Origin of the sequence: Caballeronia sp. LZ034LL (genome assembly GCF_031451215.1) — a bacterium.
Lineage (GTDB): Bacteria > Pseudomonadota > Gammaproteobacteria > Burkholderiales > Burkholderiaceae > Caballeronia.
The window spans coordinates 191,351-205,512 of the sequence record NZ_JARUXR010000001.1; the positions used below are offsets into that span (position 1 = coordinate 191,351).

11 protein-coding genes are annotated in these 14,162 nt (G+C 65.1%); 8 read left to right on the forward strand and 3 right to left on the reverse strand.

Annotation, left to right across the window (positions count from 1 at the left end; translation table 11 throughout):
* The first annotated feature begins 84 nt into the window (after window positions 1-84).
* The gene (locus tag QCE83_RS00955; RefSeq protein WP_309807104.1) at window positions 85-903 is read left to right on the forward strand and encodes a MetQ/NlpA family ABC transporter substrate-binding protein; all 819 of its coding nucleotides are present in this window, start codon (window positions 85-87) and stop codon (window positions 901-903) included.
* Window positions 904-991: 88 nt separating this feature from the next.
* Here QCE83_RS00955 and QCE83_RS00960 read toward each other — a convergent pair whose 3' ends face one another.
* Window positions 992-1,918: a bifunctional helix-turn-helix transcriptional regulator/GNAT family N-acetyltransferase gene (locus tag QCE83_RS00960; protein ID WP_309807105.1), complete on the reverse strand. Its 927-nt coding sequence runs from the start codon at window positions 1,916-1,918 to the stop codon at window positions 992-994.
* Between the two features lie 319 nt (window positions 1,919-2,237).
* On the opposite strand from QCE83_RS00960, the gene QCE83_RS00965 reads away from it, so the two are divergent.
* The 5 genes from QCE83_RS00965 to nagE all read left to right on the forward strand — a co-directional run bounded on the left by QCE83_RS00965 (window position 2,238) and on the right by nagE (window position 9,771).
* Window positions 2,238-2,972 (forward strand): GntR family transcriptional regulator, encoded by a 735-nt coding sequence (locus tag QCE83_RS00965; RefSeq protein ID WP_309807106.1) that lies wholly within the window; start codon window positions 2,238-2,240, stop codon window positions 2,970-2,972.
* A 176-nt stretch (window positions 2,973-3,148) separates the two neighbouring features.
* Entirely contained in the window at window positions 3,149-4,252 is a 1,104-nt protein-coding gene (nagA, locus tag QCE83_RS00970; protein ID WP_309807107.1) for an N-acetylglucosamine-6-phosphate deacetylase, read from the forward strand.
* Entirely contained in the window at window positions 4,245-5,252 is a 1,008-nt protein-coding gene (locus QCE83_RS00975; RefSeq protein WP_309811340.1) for an SIS domain-containing protein, read from the forward strand. Before nagA ends, QCE83_RS00975 begins: the two co-directional genes overlap by 8 nt.
* Before the next feature lie 12 nt (window positions 5,253-5,264).
* Complete coding sequence (gene ptsP / locus QCE83_RS00980) at window positions 5,265-7,862, forward strand: phosphoenolpyruvate--protein phosphotransferase (protein ID WP_309811343.1); 2,598 nt, start codon at window positions 5,265-5,267, stop codon at window positions 7,860-7,862.
* A gap of 85 nt (window positions 7,863-7,947) precedes the next feature.
* Window positions 7,948-9,771, forward strand: a complete 1,824-nt coding sequence (nagE, locus tag QCE83_RS00985) for an N-acetylglucosamine-specific PTS transporter subunit IIBC (protein ID WP_309807108.1) — start codon at window positions 7,948-7,950, stop codon at window positions 9,769-9,771.
* 136 nt (window positions 9,772-9,907) lie between these two features.
* On the opposite strand, the gene rpoH is transcribed toward nagE, so the two are convergent.
* Window positions 9,908-10,843 (reverse strand): RNA polymerase sigma factor RpoH, encoded by a 936-nt coding sequence (rpoH, locus tag QCE83_RS00990; RefSeq protein ID WP_309811346.1) that lies wholly within the window; start codon window positions 10,841-10,843, stop codon window positions 9,908-9,910.
* 377 nt (window positions 10,844-11,220) lie between these two features.
* Between rpoH and QCE83_RS00995 the strand changes: the two genes are divergently transcribed.
* Entirely contained in the window at window positions 11,221-11,778 is a 558-nt protein-coding gene (locus tag QCE83_RS00995; protein ID WP_309807109.1) for an acyloxyacyl hydrolase, read from the forward strand.
* Window positions 11,779-11,822: 44 nt separating this feature from the next.
* Window positions 11,823-12,206 (forward strand): nuclear transport factor 2 family protein, encoded by a 384-nt coding sequence (locus QCE83_RS01000; protein WP_309807110.1) that lies wholly within the window; start codon window positions 11,823-11,825, stop codon window positions 12,204-12,206.
* Window positions 12,207-12,233: 27 nt separating this feature from the next.
* On the opposite strand, the gene leuA is transcribed toward QCE83_RS01000, so the two are convergent.
* Window positions 12,234-13,898, reverse strand: a complete 1,665-nt coding sequence (gene leuA / locus QCE83_RS01005; RefSeq protein WP_309807111.1) for a 2-isopropylmalate synthase — start codon at window positions 13,896-13,898, stop codon at window positions 12,234-12,236.
* Between the last annotated feature and the right edge of the window lie 264 nt (window positions 13,899-14,162).

Sequence of the window (14,162 nt, forward strand, 5' to 3'; positions counted from 1 at the left end):
AGCGCTGTGCGAACATCCGTGACCCTGGCGCGTCACTCACCAGCGCCTACCTGCAAGCCACGCATCATCGAAACAAGGAACACCATGCAGCGCAGAAATTTGCTCAAAGCTCTTACCGCTCTTACCGCCCTCACGTCCGCCGCGCTGTTCGCGAGCGTCGCCGCGCGCGCGGATGACAAGGTCATCAAGGTCGGCACCATCAGCGGCCCCGACGCGCAGATCTGGCAAGTCGTGCAGAAGGTGGCGAAGCGCGAAGGGCTGAATGTGAAGGTCATCGAATTTAACGACTACGTGCAGCCGAACGCCGCGCTCGACGCAGGCGATCTCGACGCCAACAGTTTCCAGCACCAGCCTTACCTCGACAGCCAGGTGAAGCAGCGCGGCTACAAGATCATCAGCGCGGGCCTGACCTATATCTCGCCGCTCGGCGTGTATTCGAAGAAGCTGAAGTCGTTGAAGGACTTGCCGCAGGGTGCGAAGGTGGCGGTGCCGAATGATCCGTCGAACGAGAACCGCGCGCTGCTGCTGCTTCAGACGCAGGGCGTGATCAAGTTGAAGGCGGGCGCCGGCACGAACGGCAACAACGCGACCGCGCTCGACGTGGCGGCGAATCCGAAGAAGATCAAGCTGGTCGAACTCGATGCAGCGCAGTTGCCGCGCACGCTCGCCGACGTCGATGCTGCTGTCATCAACACGAACTTCGCGCTTGCTGCGGGACTTCAGCCGACGAAGGACGCGATTGCACTCGAAGACGTGCATAGCCCGTACGCGAACCTGATCGCCGTGCGCGCGCAGGACAAGGACCAGCCGTGGGTGAAGAAACTCGTGGCCGCCTACCAGTCCGACGACGTGCGCCAGTTCCTGAAGAGCGAGTTCAAGGGCTCGATGGTGCCGTCGTTCTGAGGGCGCTCGAAGGCCAGACGCCTTCGCCCGTCATTGCCCGGCAACGGCGTCCTGCGGGACGCCGTTGTGCCTTTCATGCCGTGCCGGTTCATTCGACGAACAACTGCTGCAGTTCACGTTGCCAGATCAGGGTGGTCGAGTCGTCCTGCACGGGCGTGAAGCCGGTGTGCAGGAACAGTCCGCACAGATCTTCCTGCGCTTCCTCGAGACGGCAGATCACCTGTCCATAGCCGGCGCCGTGCGCGAAGTTGGTGGCGGCGGCCAGCATCCGTTCTCCGAGCCCACGACGGCGCGCGCCCGGCTCGACGAACAACATGTCGATGCTCGCCTGCGTGTGCGACGCCTCGGTCAGCATGGCTGCGCCAACACGCGTGCAATTGTCCTGTTCGGCCACCCAGCAGGCGATGCGCGGCGTGTTCGCCTGCATGGCCGTCAGAAAGCGCGCGACCCGTTTCGCGGCGAACGCCTCGTGCTGCAACTTCGGCCGTCCGCCCACGCACAGGTGTGCATGGCGCTCGATCATCCAGCCGAAGTCACCACCGCGCGGACCACGCAGACGCGTCTCGACATCGGGACGCACCGGCGACAGCAGGCGTTCGACATCCGCCATGGCCGCGCACAACTGCTCGATCTCGGCGCACGTGAGCTTCTTCAGCAACGTGGCGGTGTCGCCGGAAACATGCAGGTCGATCTCGTCGACCTTGGCCTTTGCCTCGGGCGTGATGGACAGCAGATGCGCGCGTCCGTCCGCCTCGTTCTTGCGGCGCGCGATCAGTCCGAGCTTCTGGAAGTTGCTGATCAACCGGCTGAGATAGCCGGTGTCCAGTCCGAGATTGCGCGACAGGTCCGCGGCCGTGCTGGCCTTGTGCTGTGCCAGCTCGTGAAGGATGCGAATCTCGGTAAGGGAAAGCGAACTCTTGTGAAGCCGCTCATGGAGCGCGCCGGTATGGCGCGCATAGAAGCGGTTGAAGCGACGCACTGCTTCAACGGCCCGGCTCGGATCTGGATGGCCCATCGCGTAGTCTCTCAAAAATTTTTGATTGAATTTAGTTTTGAATCCGAATTAGCGACAGCATTGTGCCAAGAAGGATTGGTCATGCGAATACGAAAATGCCCGAAAGTTGAATGAATTCAACATTGCAAACCACTTGTAAAAGTGGAATGCCGCTACGGGTAAATCCTGATGTTCGTCAAATTCGAACAAGCGTGAAAAAAATTACATAACTCATTGATTTGCAACAGGGTATATCGCCTTGACAGGGGCATTGCGCAAGCGTTGACTGGTATTATGTTGGTTATATAATGGGCTCCGTTCAAGGTTTTCGGGAGCCCAGATGGGTGACGATTGGCAGGCATTGACGCCGGATGCACGGAGCGCAACGCCGCTCTACCTGCAGCTTGCGTCGCGTCTTGCCAGCGCCATTCATGCGGGCACCTGGAGCGCAGGCGAGGCGTTGCCGGCGGAGCGCACGTTATCGGAAGCAGTGGGCGTCTCGCGCATCACGGCGCGCAAGGCACTGGCGCTGCTGGTCGAGCAAGGCTTGATCCGGCGCGCGCGCGGCGCCGGCAGTTTCATCACGCCGCGTACCGAAGATCCGCTGTCCCGTCTGACCGGCTTCACGCGAAAAATGGAGCAGCGCGGTTTCAAGTCCGATTCCGTCTGGCTGGATCGCAGACTTCGCACAGCGAATCGGGAGGAAACGGTGCGTCTTGGCCTGTCTCCGGGCGCGGCCGTTGCGAGCCTGAAGCGTCTGCGCCGTGCGGACGGCATCGTGATGGCCGTGGAGCAATCCACCCTGCCGGTGGCCGTCGTACCGGATCCGGACGCAGTCGGGCTGTCGCTGTATCGCTATCTGGAGGAGCGCGGACTGTCGGTGGTGCGCGCGCTGCAGCACTTTCGCGCGGTAAATGCGAGCGTGGACATCGCCCGTCTGATGGGTGTCGCGCCGCGCGCCGCGTTGCTCGTGATCACGCGGATCGGCTATTCGGCGGATCAACGCGCAATCGAACTGACGGATACCTATTGCCGCGACGACTACTACGACTTCGTCGCGGAACTGCACCGATGAATGTCCGCTGGCAAAACCAGCAGCAAGCCCCGCATTACCTGCACCACCCGCAGCAAAGAACAGAACGAGAGGACCCAAGGAAGCCGTCCGCCTTTCCATCCGATGGAAGCCTGCTCGCAGCAGCGTGCGGACGACACTGAACCTCATTCAAGCATCGCGTACTTCCAGAGAACTTCATGCTGAAAGGAAACATACTCACGACCGATGGCTGGATCCACGGCTCGGTGCGTTTCGAGAACGGCCGCGTGACGGCGCTCGAAGGGCACATCGTCGATCCGCTCGCGAACGATTCCCCGTACATCCTGCCGGGTTTCATCGACCTGCACGTGCATGGCGGCGGCGGGCGCGACATCATGGAAGGCGGCGACGCCGCCGACACCGTGACGCGCCAGCACGCACAACACGGCACGACGAGCCTGCTCGCCACGACCATGACCGCGCCGCGCGACGAACTCATGCAAGTCGTGGCCGGCCTGGGCGAACAGGCGAAACGGCGCGCAACGGGCGGCGCACGCGTGCTCGGCGTGCATCTCGAAGGGCCGTACATCAACCCGGGCAAGCTGGGCGCGCAACCTGACGCGGCAGCCGTCGCGGTGCGCAGCGAGGTGCTGAAGTACCTCGAACTCGCGCCGATCCGCGTGGTGACGATCGCGCCGGAAATCTCCGGCCACCTCGACATCATTGCCGACATGGCGGCGCGCGGCGTGCGCGTGCAGCTCGGCCATTCGCTCGGCACCTACGACGACGCCGTCAACGCGCTCAAGCACGGCGCCCGCGGTTTCACGCATCTGTTCAACGCCATGTCGCCGCTGCATCACCGCGATCCGGGCATGGTCGGCGCGGCGCTCGCACATGCCGAATACGCCGAGCTCATTCCCGACCTGCTGCACGTGCATCCGGGCGCGATCCGCGCCGCGCTGCGCGCGATCCCGCGCCTGTACGTGGTCACCGACAGCACCTCGGCGGCCGGCATGCCCGACGGCGAATATCGCCTGGGCAGCCAGCACGTGACCAAGTGCATGGGCGGCGTGCGTCTCGCCGACGGCACGCTTGCCGGCAGCACGCTCACCATGGACCAGGCGCTGCGCAATCTCGTCTCGCTGGGCATTCCGCTCGCGGACGTCTCGAATCGCCTGTCGCGCTATCCCGCCGATTACCTCGGACTCGAAGATCGCGGCCGCATCGCGCGCGGCGCATGGGCCGATCTCGTCGTGCTCGACCGGGACCACGCGCTGACTGCCACGTATGTCGAAGGAGAATCCATTGTCGAATATGCTTAACGAAGCGCTGGAAGCCGCGGATGTCGTCGCGGCCCAGCTCGCCGATACCTCGCGCGTCGAAGCGCTCGCCGTGAAACTGGCGGAGCAGCCGCGTCACGTCGCGCTGACCGTGGCGCGCGGCAGTTCGGATCACGCCGCCAGTTATTTCGCAAGCCTGACGATGAGCCGCCTCGGCGTGCCGGTCGCTTCGCTGCCGATGTCGGTCGCCACGCTGCAACAGGCGCCGCTGCGCGTGTCGGGCCAACTGGCCGTCGCGTTCTCGCAATCGGGCAAGAGCCCGGATCTCGTCGGCACGATGCAGGCGTTGCGCAACGCGGGCGCGTTCACGGTCGCGGCCGTCAATGTCGAAGGTTCGCCGCTCGAAAGCGCCTGTGAATACTTCCTGCCCTTGCTCGCGGGTCCTGAACTCTCGGTGGCCGCGACCAAGAGCTATATCGCGATGCTGTCGCTTTCGGCCATCGTGGTCGCTCACGTGCAACGCGACGCCGAACTGCTGAAGGCGCTCGACTCCCTGCCGGACGCCCTGCGCGCCGCGGGCCGTCTCGACTGGACGCGCGCGGTGACGGAGCTGACGAACATCGACCGGATGATCGTGATCGGACGGGGTCTCGGTCTCGCGATCGCCCAGGAAGCCGCGCTCAAGCTCAAGGAGACCTCGGGCATCCAGGCCGAGGCGTTCTCCAGCGCCGAAGTGCGTCATGGTCCGATGGAAATCATCGACCGCGACTATCCGCTGCTCGTGTTCGCGCCGCGCGGGCCTGAACAAGCGGGGCTGATCCAGCTTGCCGCCGACATGCGCGCACGCGGCGCGCGCGTGCTGCTCGCCGCGCCGGACGACGTCGCGGACGCGGAGCTGCCGCTCGTCGCCACGGATCATCCGGCGCTGGATCCGATCGCCGCGATCCTTTCGTTCTACGTGATGGCCGCGGGTCTGGCCGCCGCGCGCGGGCGCAATCCCGACGCGCCGCGCCACCTGAACAAGGTCACCGAAACCCACTGAGTGAGAAAGCCGATGCGCCGTGCCGAGGAGTCCCTGTTGAATCATTCCACCGATAACCCGAGCGATGTCGTGCTGCTCGCGCCGTTCACCGGCCCGATCGTCCCGCTCGCCGACGTGCCGGACCCTGTGTTCGCGCAGGGCATGTTCGGCGACGGCATCGGCATCGATCCGCTCGACAACGTGCTGGCCGCGCCCTGCGACGGCACCGTCACCCATCTCGCGCGCACCCATCACGCCGTGACGTTGCGCACGAAGGAAGGCGCGGAAATTCTCGTGCATATCGGCATCGACACGGTCGAGCTGGGCGGCGAGGGCTTCGCGCCGATGGTCGAGCAGGGCGCCGAGGTGCGCGCCGGCCAGCCGCTGATCGAGTTCAATGCGGATTTCGTTGCGCAACACGCGCCGAGCCTCGTTTCCGTGATCGCGATCGCCAACGGCGACGCGTTCGATGTCATCGAGCGCGCCGGGCGCGGTGTGCTGAAGTCCGGTGCGCGCTTGCTGGTCTTGCGTGCGAAAGCCGGCGAACAGGCCGAGACGGCGCGTTCCGGCGCGCTCGTGATGGAAGAGGCGCGCCGCCGCCTGACGCTGGCGAGCGCGGGCGGTCTGCATGCGCGGCCGGCGGCGCGGGCGCGCGAAGCCGCGCGCGGTTTCGACGCCAAGGTGGAAGTGCGCTACGAAGGCAAGAAGGCGCCGGTGGAGAGCGTGGTCGGCTTGCTCAGCCTCGGTGCGGGCGAAGGCGTGACGGTCGAACTGGTCGGCATCGGCGCGCAGGCGCAGCAGGCCGTGGATGCCGTCGCCGCCGAATTGCTGCGCGAGGCGCATGGCGAAGTCGAGGAATCGCGGGCGCAAACGCGTTCGCCGGCGCCTGCCGCGTCGGCTGCGCGGACGGCCGACGCGGGTCAGCCGCTGCCGCCCAACACGCTCGCGGGCGTGTGCGCCGCGCCGGGCATCGCGGTCGGCAAGCTGGTGCGATGGGACGACCAGGACATCGTGCCGCCGGAACAGGCGAGCGGTTCGTCGGCGGCGGAAAGCCGTGCGCTCGATCGCGCCATCGCCCAGGTCGATGCCGAACTCGGCGAGACCGTGCGCACCGCCTCGCAGCGCGGCGCTGTGGGCGAGGCGGGGATTTTCGCGGTGCATCGCGTGCTGCTGGAAGACCCGACCCTGGTCGATGCCGCGCGCGATCTGATCAGCCTCGGCAAGAGCGCGGGCTTTGCGTGGCGCGAAGCGATCCAGACGCAGATTGCGTTGCTCTCGAACGTGCAGGACGATCTGCTCGCCGAGCGCGCCGCCGATCTGCGCGATATCGCCAAGCGCGTGCTGCGCGCGCTCGGGCTGACCAATACAGCGGCAGCGGAATTGCCGCCGGAAGCCGTGCTCGCGGCAACCGAATTCACCCCGTCCGACCTGGCCTCGCTTGACCGCACGCGCGTCACGGCGCTCGTGATGTCGCGCGGCGGCGCAACTTCGCACGCGGCGATCATCGCGCGGCAGATCGGCATCCCGGCGCTGGTCGCCATCGGCGATGCGCTGCACGCGATTCCGGAAGGCACGCAGGTCGTCGTCGATGCCTCGGCGGGCCGCCTCGAGCATGCGCCCACCGACGTCGATGTCGAACGCGCCCGCGCCGAGCGCGATCGTCTGGCCGGCGTGCGCGAAGCGAACCGCAAGCTGTCGCAAGAGGCGGCTTCGACGAAGGACGGCCGGGCGATCGAAGTCGCCGCCAACATCGCAACGCTCGACGACGCGAAGGCGGCCGTCGAGAACGGCGCCGACGCTGTCGGCCTGCTGCGCACCGAACTGCTGTTCATCCATCGCCAGTCGGCGCCGACGGCGACCGAGCACGCGGAGAGCTACCAGGGCATCGTCGATGCCTTGCAGGGCCGCACGGCCATCATCCGCACGCTGGACGTAGGCGCGGACAAGGAAGTCGATTACCTCACGCTGCCGCCTGAAGAAAATCCGGCGCTGGGCTTGCGCGGCATCCGGCTTGCGCAAGTGCGCCCCGATCTGCTCGATGACCAGTTGCGCGGCCTGCTGGCCGTCAAGCCGGCGAGCGCGGTGCGCATTCTCCTGCCGATGGTCACCGATTCCGGCGAGCTTCAGCGCCTGCGCGCGCGCATCGACGAACTGGCGCGCGAAGCGGGACGCACGGAGCCGGTGGAAGTGGGCGTGATGATCGAGGTGCCGTCGGCGGCGCTGCTCGCCGACCAGCTCGCGAAGTATGCGGACTTCCTCTCCATCGGCACCAACGATCTGACCCAGTACACGCTCGCGATGGACCGCTGCCAGCCCGATCTCGCCGCGCAGTCGGACGGTCTGCATCCGGCCGTCCTGCGCCTCATCAAGACGGCGGTGCAGGGCGCGGAGAAGCACGGCAAGTGGGTCGGCGTGTGCGGCGCGCTCGGCGGCGATCCGGTTGCGGCGCCGTTGCTCGTCGGACTCGGCGTGACCGAACTGTCGGTCGATCCGGTGTCAGTGCCCGGCATCAAGGCGCGCGTGCGCAATCTCGACTATCAGCTTTGCCGTCAGCGCGCCGAGGATTGCCTCGCGCTCGAATCGGCACAGGCAGTAAGAGCGGCAAGCCGCGAAATCTGGCCGCAGGACTGATCGTCCCCTGCGGTCCGTCGCGCGCAAGCCATTTTTGGCCATCCCCGAAGCAGTAACGACAAGACCTATATTTTTGGAGAACCCGATGGACGCCAACCCGTTTGCGAAAATGCAGCGACTAGGTCGCGCGCTGATGCTGCCGATCGCCGTGCTACCGGTGGCCGGCCTGCTTCTGCGGCTCGGCCAGCCCGATGTCTTCAACATCAAGATGATCGCCGACGCCGGCGACGCCATCTTCACGAATCTGCCGCTGCTGTTCGCCATCGGCGTGGCGGTGGGCTTCGCGAAGGACAACAACGGCACGGCGGGCCTGGCCGGTGCGATCGGCTATCTGATCGAGATCGCCGTGATGAAGGACATCAACGACAAGCTCAACATGGGCGTGCTGTCGGGGATCATCGCCGGGATGGTGGCCGGCTATCTGTATAACAAGTACAAGGACATCAAGCTGCCCGAGTACCTCGCGTTCTTCGGCGGCAAGCGCTTCGTGCCGATTGTCACCGGCGTCGCCTGCCTGATACTCGGCATCGTGTTCGGCTATGTCTGGCAGCCGGTGCAGGCGGCCATCGACAGCGCGGGCAACTGGCTCACGACGGCGGGCGCGCTCGGCACCTTCGTGTTCGGCGTGCTGAACCGGATCCTGCTCGTCACGGGCCTGCATCACATCATCAATTCGCTGGCGTGGTTCGTGTTCGGTTCGTTCACGCCGCCCGACGGCGGGGCGATCGTGCACGGCGACCTGCATCGTTTTTTCGCCGGCGACAAGACCGCGGGCGGCTTCATGACCGGCTTCTTCCCGATCATGATGTTCGGCCTGCCGGCCGCGTGCCTCGCGATGTTCCACGAAGCGCCGAAGGACCGCCGTGCCGTGGTGGGCGGCCTGCTGTTCTCGATGGCCCTGACCGCGTTCCTGACCGGCGTGACCGAGCCGATCGAATACAGCTTCATGTTCCTGGCGCCGGTGCTGTACGGCATCCACGCGGTGCTGACGGGACTGTCGCTGGCGATCTGCTCCGCGCTCGGCATCCATCTGGGCTTCACGTTCTCGGCGGGCGCGATCGATTACGTGCTGAACTACGGCCTGTCGCAGCGCGGCTGGCTGGCGCTGGTGATCGGCGTGATCTATTTCGTCATCTACTACGGGCTGTTCCGCTTCTTCATCCGCCGCTTCAACATGGCGACGCCGGGCCGTGAGCCGGCCACGACCGACGCCGAAACCGATGCCACGCAAACCGTGGAAGGCGGCCTGATTCCGCCGCTGCCGGGCACGGTGGCCGCGTCGGCCGCGAGCTCGCGCGCGGCGAAGTACATTGCCGCGCTGGGCGGTGCGTCGAACCTGACGCTCGTCGATGCCTGCACAACGCGCCTGCGTCTCTCGGTCGTCAACTCGGAGAAGGTCTCGGAAGCGCAGTTGAAGGGGATCGGCGCGCGTGGCGTGCTCAAGCGCGGCGCGACCAACGTGCAGGTGATCATCGGGCCGGAAGCGGATCTCATCGCCGATGAAATTCGCGGTGAACTGGAGCATTCGTCGGTCCGCGGCGCGACGCCGGCATCGTCAGCGCCGGCGCAACCGGCGGCGGCTGTTGCGGCATCGGCTGCGGCTACCGCGACGTCTACTTCCAGCGATCAGACGGCCGGCCCGCTCGATCCGGATCCGCTGCGCTGGCTCGCGGTGTTCGGCGGCGCGACCAATGTGGCCTCGCTCGATGCCGTCGCGGCGACGCGCCTGCGTGTCGTCGTGCGCGATCCGTCGTCGGTGGATCGGCAGCGGCTGTCGGCGCTGGATGTGGCATGGGTGTCGGCGGATACGTTCCACATCGTCGTGGGCGCGGCGGCGCAGCGTTATGCCGCGCAGATGGCGACGCGTCTGTCGAACAATGGCGGCGGTGCGGCGCCGCTGCCGGCGTGATGCGGTGATGGACCTGTCGTAACGTAACGGCGCCTGCGGGCGCCGTTACTTTTGCTGCACTCCGGGCACAAAAAGAAAAGGCCGGCCGTCTTGCGACGGCCGGCCTTGCCGTTCCTGCTTAAGGCACAGTCAGGCGTTACGCGTAGTCGTGCAGCGCGGAACGCATCTTCTTCATGGCGCTGGCCTCGATCTGGCGAATGCGCTCCGCCGAGACGCCGAATTCATCGGCCAGTTCGTGCAGCGTCTTGCCGCCCGAGCCGTCGTCCTGCACGTCGAGCCAGCGCGCCTCGATGATGCGGCGGCTGCGCTCATCGAGCGACTCCAGCGCGTCGGCCAGGCCGTCGCTTTGCAGCTTGTCGAACTGGCGCGCGGCGATCACGTTGGTCGGCTCGTTGTGCGAGTCGGCCAGATAGGCGATGGGCGCAAAGGCTTCCTCGCCGTCTTCCACCTGGCCTTCGAGCGCAATGTCGCCGCCCGACAGACGCGTCTCCATCTCCGCGACTTCCTCGCGCTTCACGTTCAGTTCGCTTGCCAGGCCTTCGATTTCGTCCGGCGTGAAAGCCGCATGGCTCGTCTTGTGGCTGCGAAGATTGAAGAACAGCTTGCGCTGCGCCTTCGTGGTCGCGACCTTGACCATGCGCCAGTTGCGCAGGATGTATTCGTGAATCTCGGCTTTGATCCAGTGCATGGCGTACGACACCAGGCGCACGTTTTGCTCTGGATCGAATCGCTTCACGGCTTTCATCAGACCGATGTTGCCTTCCTGGATCAGGTCCGCGTGCGGCAGTCCGTAGCCAAGATAGTTGCGGGCGATCGACACGACCAGCCGCAGGTGCGACAGCACCAGCTGACGCGCTGCGTTCAGGTTGCCCTGTTCGCGGAATTCGGTGGCGTACTGACGTTCCTCTGCTTGCGAGAGCATCGGAATACGGTTCACGGCTTGTATGTAGGAATCGATGTTGCCGATCTGGCCGGTCAGCATCGACGACTGTGCGTACGTCAGCGCGCCTGCCGAAGATGCCTTGGCAGGTGCCGAGCTCAGTACATTCGGAAGGGTCATCGCATTGGACACGCTCATAAGCTCCTTATCAACAATTGCTGGTTGCCTGGGCCTTCTGTTGACTCCGGCCACGGCAAGTCAAGCACGATATTAGCACTCCGGTTCAACGAGTGCTAAGTGTTAGAGGAGAGGGATATGCGGGAGTTCCCACAAATGCTATCGAATTTGCGGGTTTAATAGGACAGCCTGTTGCGGCGTATAAGGTCAGACTTACCGAAGTGGGTGGCAGTGTCGAATCTATTTCCAGTTTTAACCTGTCAGACGAAAGAAAATTCAACGAAAAGTGTAAGGCGTCAGCAAATCCTGCAATTGTTTTAAAACGTCTCTAGAATCCGCCAGACAACTGTCGTCTCGTGAACCCGCCTTTCCTTGGAGCATATGGGGTGCCCATGCATAAAAAAAAGAGTTCCTGGCTGTCCCGTCTGGTTGTTTGCGCCGCGTTTGGCCTGGCCTCGGCCGCCGCGCATGCTGACCGGTTCGGCGTGCAGTTTGCCGGCGGCGTCGCGGATCGCGACATCAAGAAAGCCGATCTCGGCCTGGTCTGGGATCCCGGCCTCACGTGGTGGGAGATCGGCGGCTTCCATTTTACGGTCGTCGGGGAGGGCCACGTGTCGTACTGGCATACCACTGAAGACAACGCCGTGCACCCGAACATCTGGGAATTCGGTCTCACGCCGGTGCTGCGTTTCGTGAAGAGCGCGGGCTACTTCCGGCCGTTCATCGAGGCGGGCGTGGGCGTGCGGCTGCTGTCGCACACGCGCATCACGCAGGACTTCACCGTGTCCAGCGCGTTCCAGTTCGCCGATATGGTCGGCGTCGGCATGATCTTCGGCGAGAAGCAGAACTATCAGGCAGGCTTCCGCTTCCAGCATCTCTCGAACGCCAGTATCAGAGAGCCGAATCCTGGTATAAATTTCAGCCAGCTCTATCTGCAATACAACTTCTGACGAGGCGCCGGCGCAGCGGTTCCTCGACTCAAGAGGACCGACAGATGCCGGCAAAAACCATTGAGGCCATCCGCGGCCTCGAGCGCGACCGCTTCCGGGCCATGGTCGAAGGCGATGGCCCGGCGCTCGACGCGCTGCTGGCCGAGAACGTCTGCTATGTCCACACCAACGGCAAGCGGGAAACGAAGCGCCAGTTCATCGACGCGATCACCGCGGGCCGGCGGCGGTATCGGCAGATCGAGATCCAGTCGCAGGACGTCTTCGCAGCAGGCCGCGACACCTGCCTGGTGTCGGGGCGGGCGCTGATCGAAATGGAATCGAAGAACGGCGCGCTGCTGTTTCCCATCGCCTATACCGCGGTCCACGTCCAGAGCGAAGGGCAGTGGCAGCTGCTGGCGCTGCAGGCGACGCGCGTTGCACTCGAATAGCTGTCGCGCGCCGCCCTCCACCCGGCGTTAAGCCGTCTCCACCGTCTCGTCCTGCCGCTCCACCTGTCCGATACGCTCCGAGCGGTTCACCGCGCTCACGACCGCATCGGCGACCGCCAGCGCCGGATTCGCATGCACCGCGACGCCGAAGCGCGTCTGCCCGTCGCCGACCCGGCAGCCGACGAACGCCGCCGTATCGCCGCCCGCCGTCACGGTCGTTTCGAACCAGTTGACGCTGGCGTCGATGCCGAGCACCGACGCGACCGTCCGCGCCCACGCATCGCCGCTTGCCGCATTCGAGGCACTCGCCGCGCCCGGCACCGTGACGCGCTTGCCGAATACCGACAACGTCGCTGCGTCCACGCGCGACACCGGCCCGCCCGCGTCGAAATACTCGCGCTTGAAGAGTTCGCAGATCGCCTCGCCGCCGATTTCCGCGCCCGAGGCATCGGTGACCTGCTGCACGGCGTGGCTGAATTCGATCTGCACACGGCGCGGCGGCGTGAAACCGAGGCCGCGTTCCAGCAGATAGGTCGCGCCGCCCTTGCCGGACTGGCTGTTCACGCGGATGACGGCGTCGTAGCTGCGGCCGAGATCGGCGGGATCGATCGGCAGATAGGGAATTTCCCAGACGGTGCCCGGCTCGCGCTGCGCGAAGCCCTTGCGGATGGCGTCCTGATGCGAACCCGAAAACGCGGTGAACACGAGGTCGCCGGCGTACGGATGACGCGGATGCACCGGAATCTGGTTGCAACGCTCGACCAGCCGGCGCACGGCGTCGATGTCCGAGAAATCGAGGCCCGGATCGATGCCTTGCGTGTAGAGATTGAGCGCGAGCGTCACGAGATCGACGTTGCCGGTCCGCTCGCCATTGCCGAACAGGCAGCCTTCGACGCGGTCCGCGCCCGCCAGCACCGCGAGTTCCGCGGCGGCGACCGCCGTGCCGCGATCGTTGTGCGGATGCACCGACAACACGATGCTGTCGCGGAAGCCCATGTTGCGGTCCATCCATTCGATCTGGTCGGCGAAGACGTTGGGCGACGCGGCCTCGACCGTGGCGGGCAGGTTGACGATCATCTTGTGATCGGGCGTCGGCCGCCACATCTGCGCGACGGCGTCGCACACTTCGCGCGCGAAGGGCAGCTCGGTCATGCTGAAGGTTTCGGGCGAGTACTGATAGGTCCAGTGCGTGCTGGGCCGGGTGGCCGCGCATTCCTTGATCATGCGCGTGCCTTCGACCGCCAGCGCCTTCACCTCGTCCTTCGACTGATTGAACACGATCTTGCGGAACGACGGCGCGATCGCGTTATAGAGATGCACGATCACCTTGCTCGCGCCTTCGACCGCCTCGAACGTCCGTTCGATGAGTTCGCGCCGTGATTGCACCAGCACTTCGATGGTGACGTCGTCCGGAATGCGCTTTTCGTCGATCAGCTTGCGGACGAAATCGAAATCCGTCTGCGATGCCGAAGGGAACCCCACTTCGATTTCCTTGAATCCGATCTTCACCAGCATCTCGAAGAATTCGAGCTTCGCGGCGATGCTCATAGGCTCGATCAGCGACTGGTTGCCGTCGCGCAGGTCGGTGCTCATCCAGATGGGTGCGCGTTCGATCGTGCGATTGGGCCAGCGGCGGCCATTGAGGCGGACTTGCGGGAACGGGCGGTATTTCTCGGCGGGGCTCGGCATCATGATCGTCGACCTCTTTTCGGACGGTTTGCGTAGCGCCTGCGAGAGCGGCCGGCACCGGCGGCTGGCCGGGCACGGCGGGATGCACGAGAAACCGGGCGGCGCGCGCGTTCGCGGGGATCACCAGCGATGGTGACGCCTGCGACCAACGTGAACGTGCGCGAAGCAGCGTGCATGTGACCCTCGCGTTTCCGTTTCGCGGGATGCGCGAACGAAACACTGACGACTACAGGTGGTGAGAAAGGAACTGCGGGAACGGCGAAAAAC

Excerpts from the sequence above, each read along its gene's own strand:
- QCE83_RS00955 (WP_309807104.1), top strand. The coding sequence starts at position 85 with ATGCAGCGCAGAAATTTGCTCAAAGCTCTTACCGCTCTTACCGCCCTC.
- QCE83_RS00960 (WP_309807105.1), bottom strand. The coding sequence starts at position 1,918 with ATGGGCCATCCAGATCCGAGCCGGGCCGTTGAAGCAGTGCGTCGCTTC.
- QCE83_RS00965 (WP_309807106.1), top strand. The coding sequence starts at position 2,238 with ATGGGTGACGATTGGCAGGCATTGACGCCGGATGCACGGAGCGCAACG.
- nagA (WP_309807107.1), top strand. The coding sequence starts at position 3,149 with ATGCTGAAAGGAAACATACTCACGACCGATGGCTGGATCCACGGCTCG.
- QCE83_RS00975 (WP_309811340.1), top strand. The coding sequence starts at position 4,245 with ATGCTTAACGAAGCGCTGGAAGCCGCGGATGTCGTCGCGGCCCAGCTC.
- ptsP (WP_309811343.1), top strand. The coding sequence starts at position 5,265 with ATGCGCCGTGCCGAGGAGTCCCTGTTGAATCATTCCACCGATAACCCG.
- nagE (WP_309807108.1), top strand. The coding sequence starts at position 7,948 with ATGGACGCCAACCCGTTTGCGAAAATGCAGCGACTAGGTCGCGCGCTG.
- QCE83_RS00995 (WP_309807109.1), top strand. The coding sequence starts at position 11,221 with ATGCATAAAAAAAAGAGTTCCTGGCTGTCCCGTCTGGTTGTTTGCGCC.
- QCE83_RS01000 (WP_309807110.1), top strand. The coding sequence starts at position 11,823 with ATGCCGGCAAAAACCATTGAGGCCATCCGCGGCCTCGAGCGCGACCGC.
- leuA (WP_309807111.1), bottom strand. The coding sequence starts at position 13,898 with ATGATGCCGAGCCCCGCCGAGAAATACCGCCCGTTCCCGCAAGTCCGC.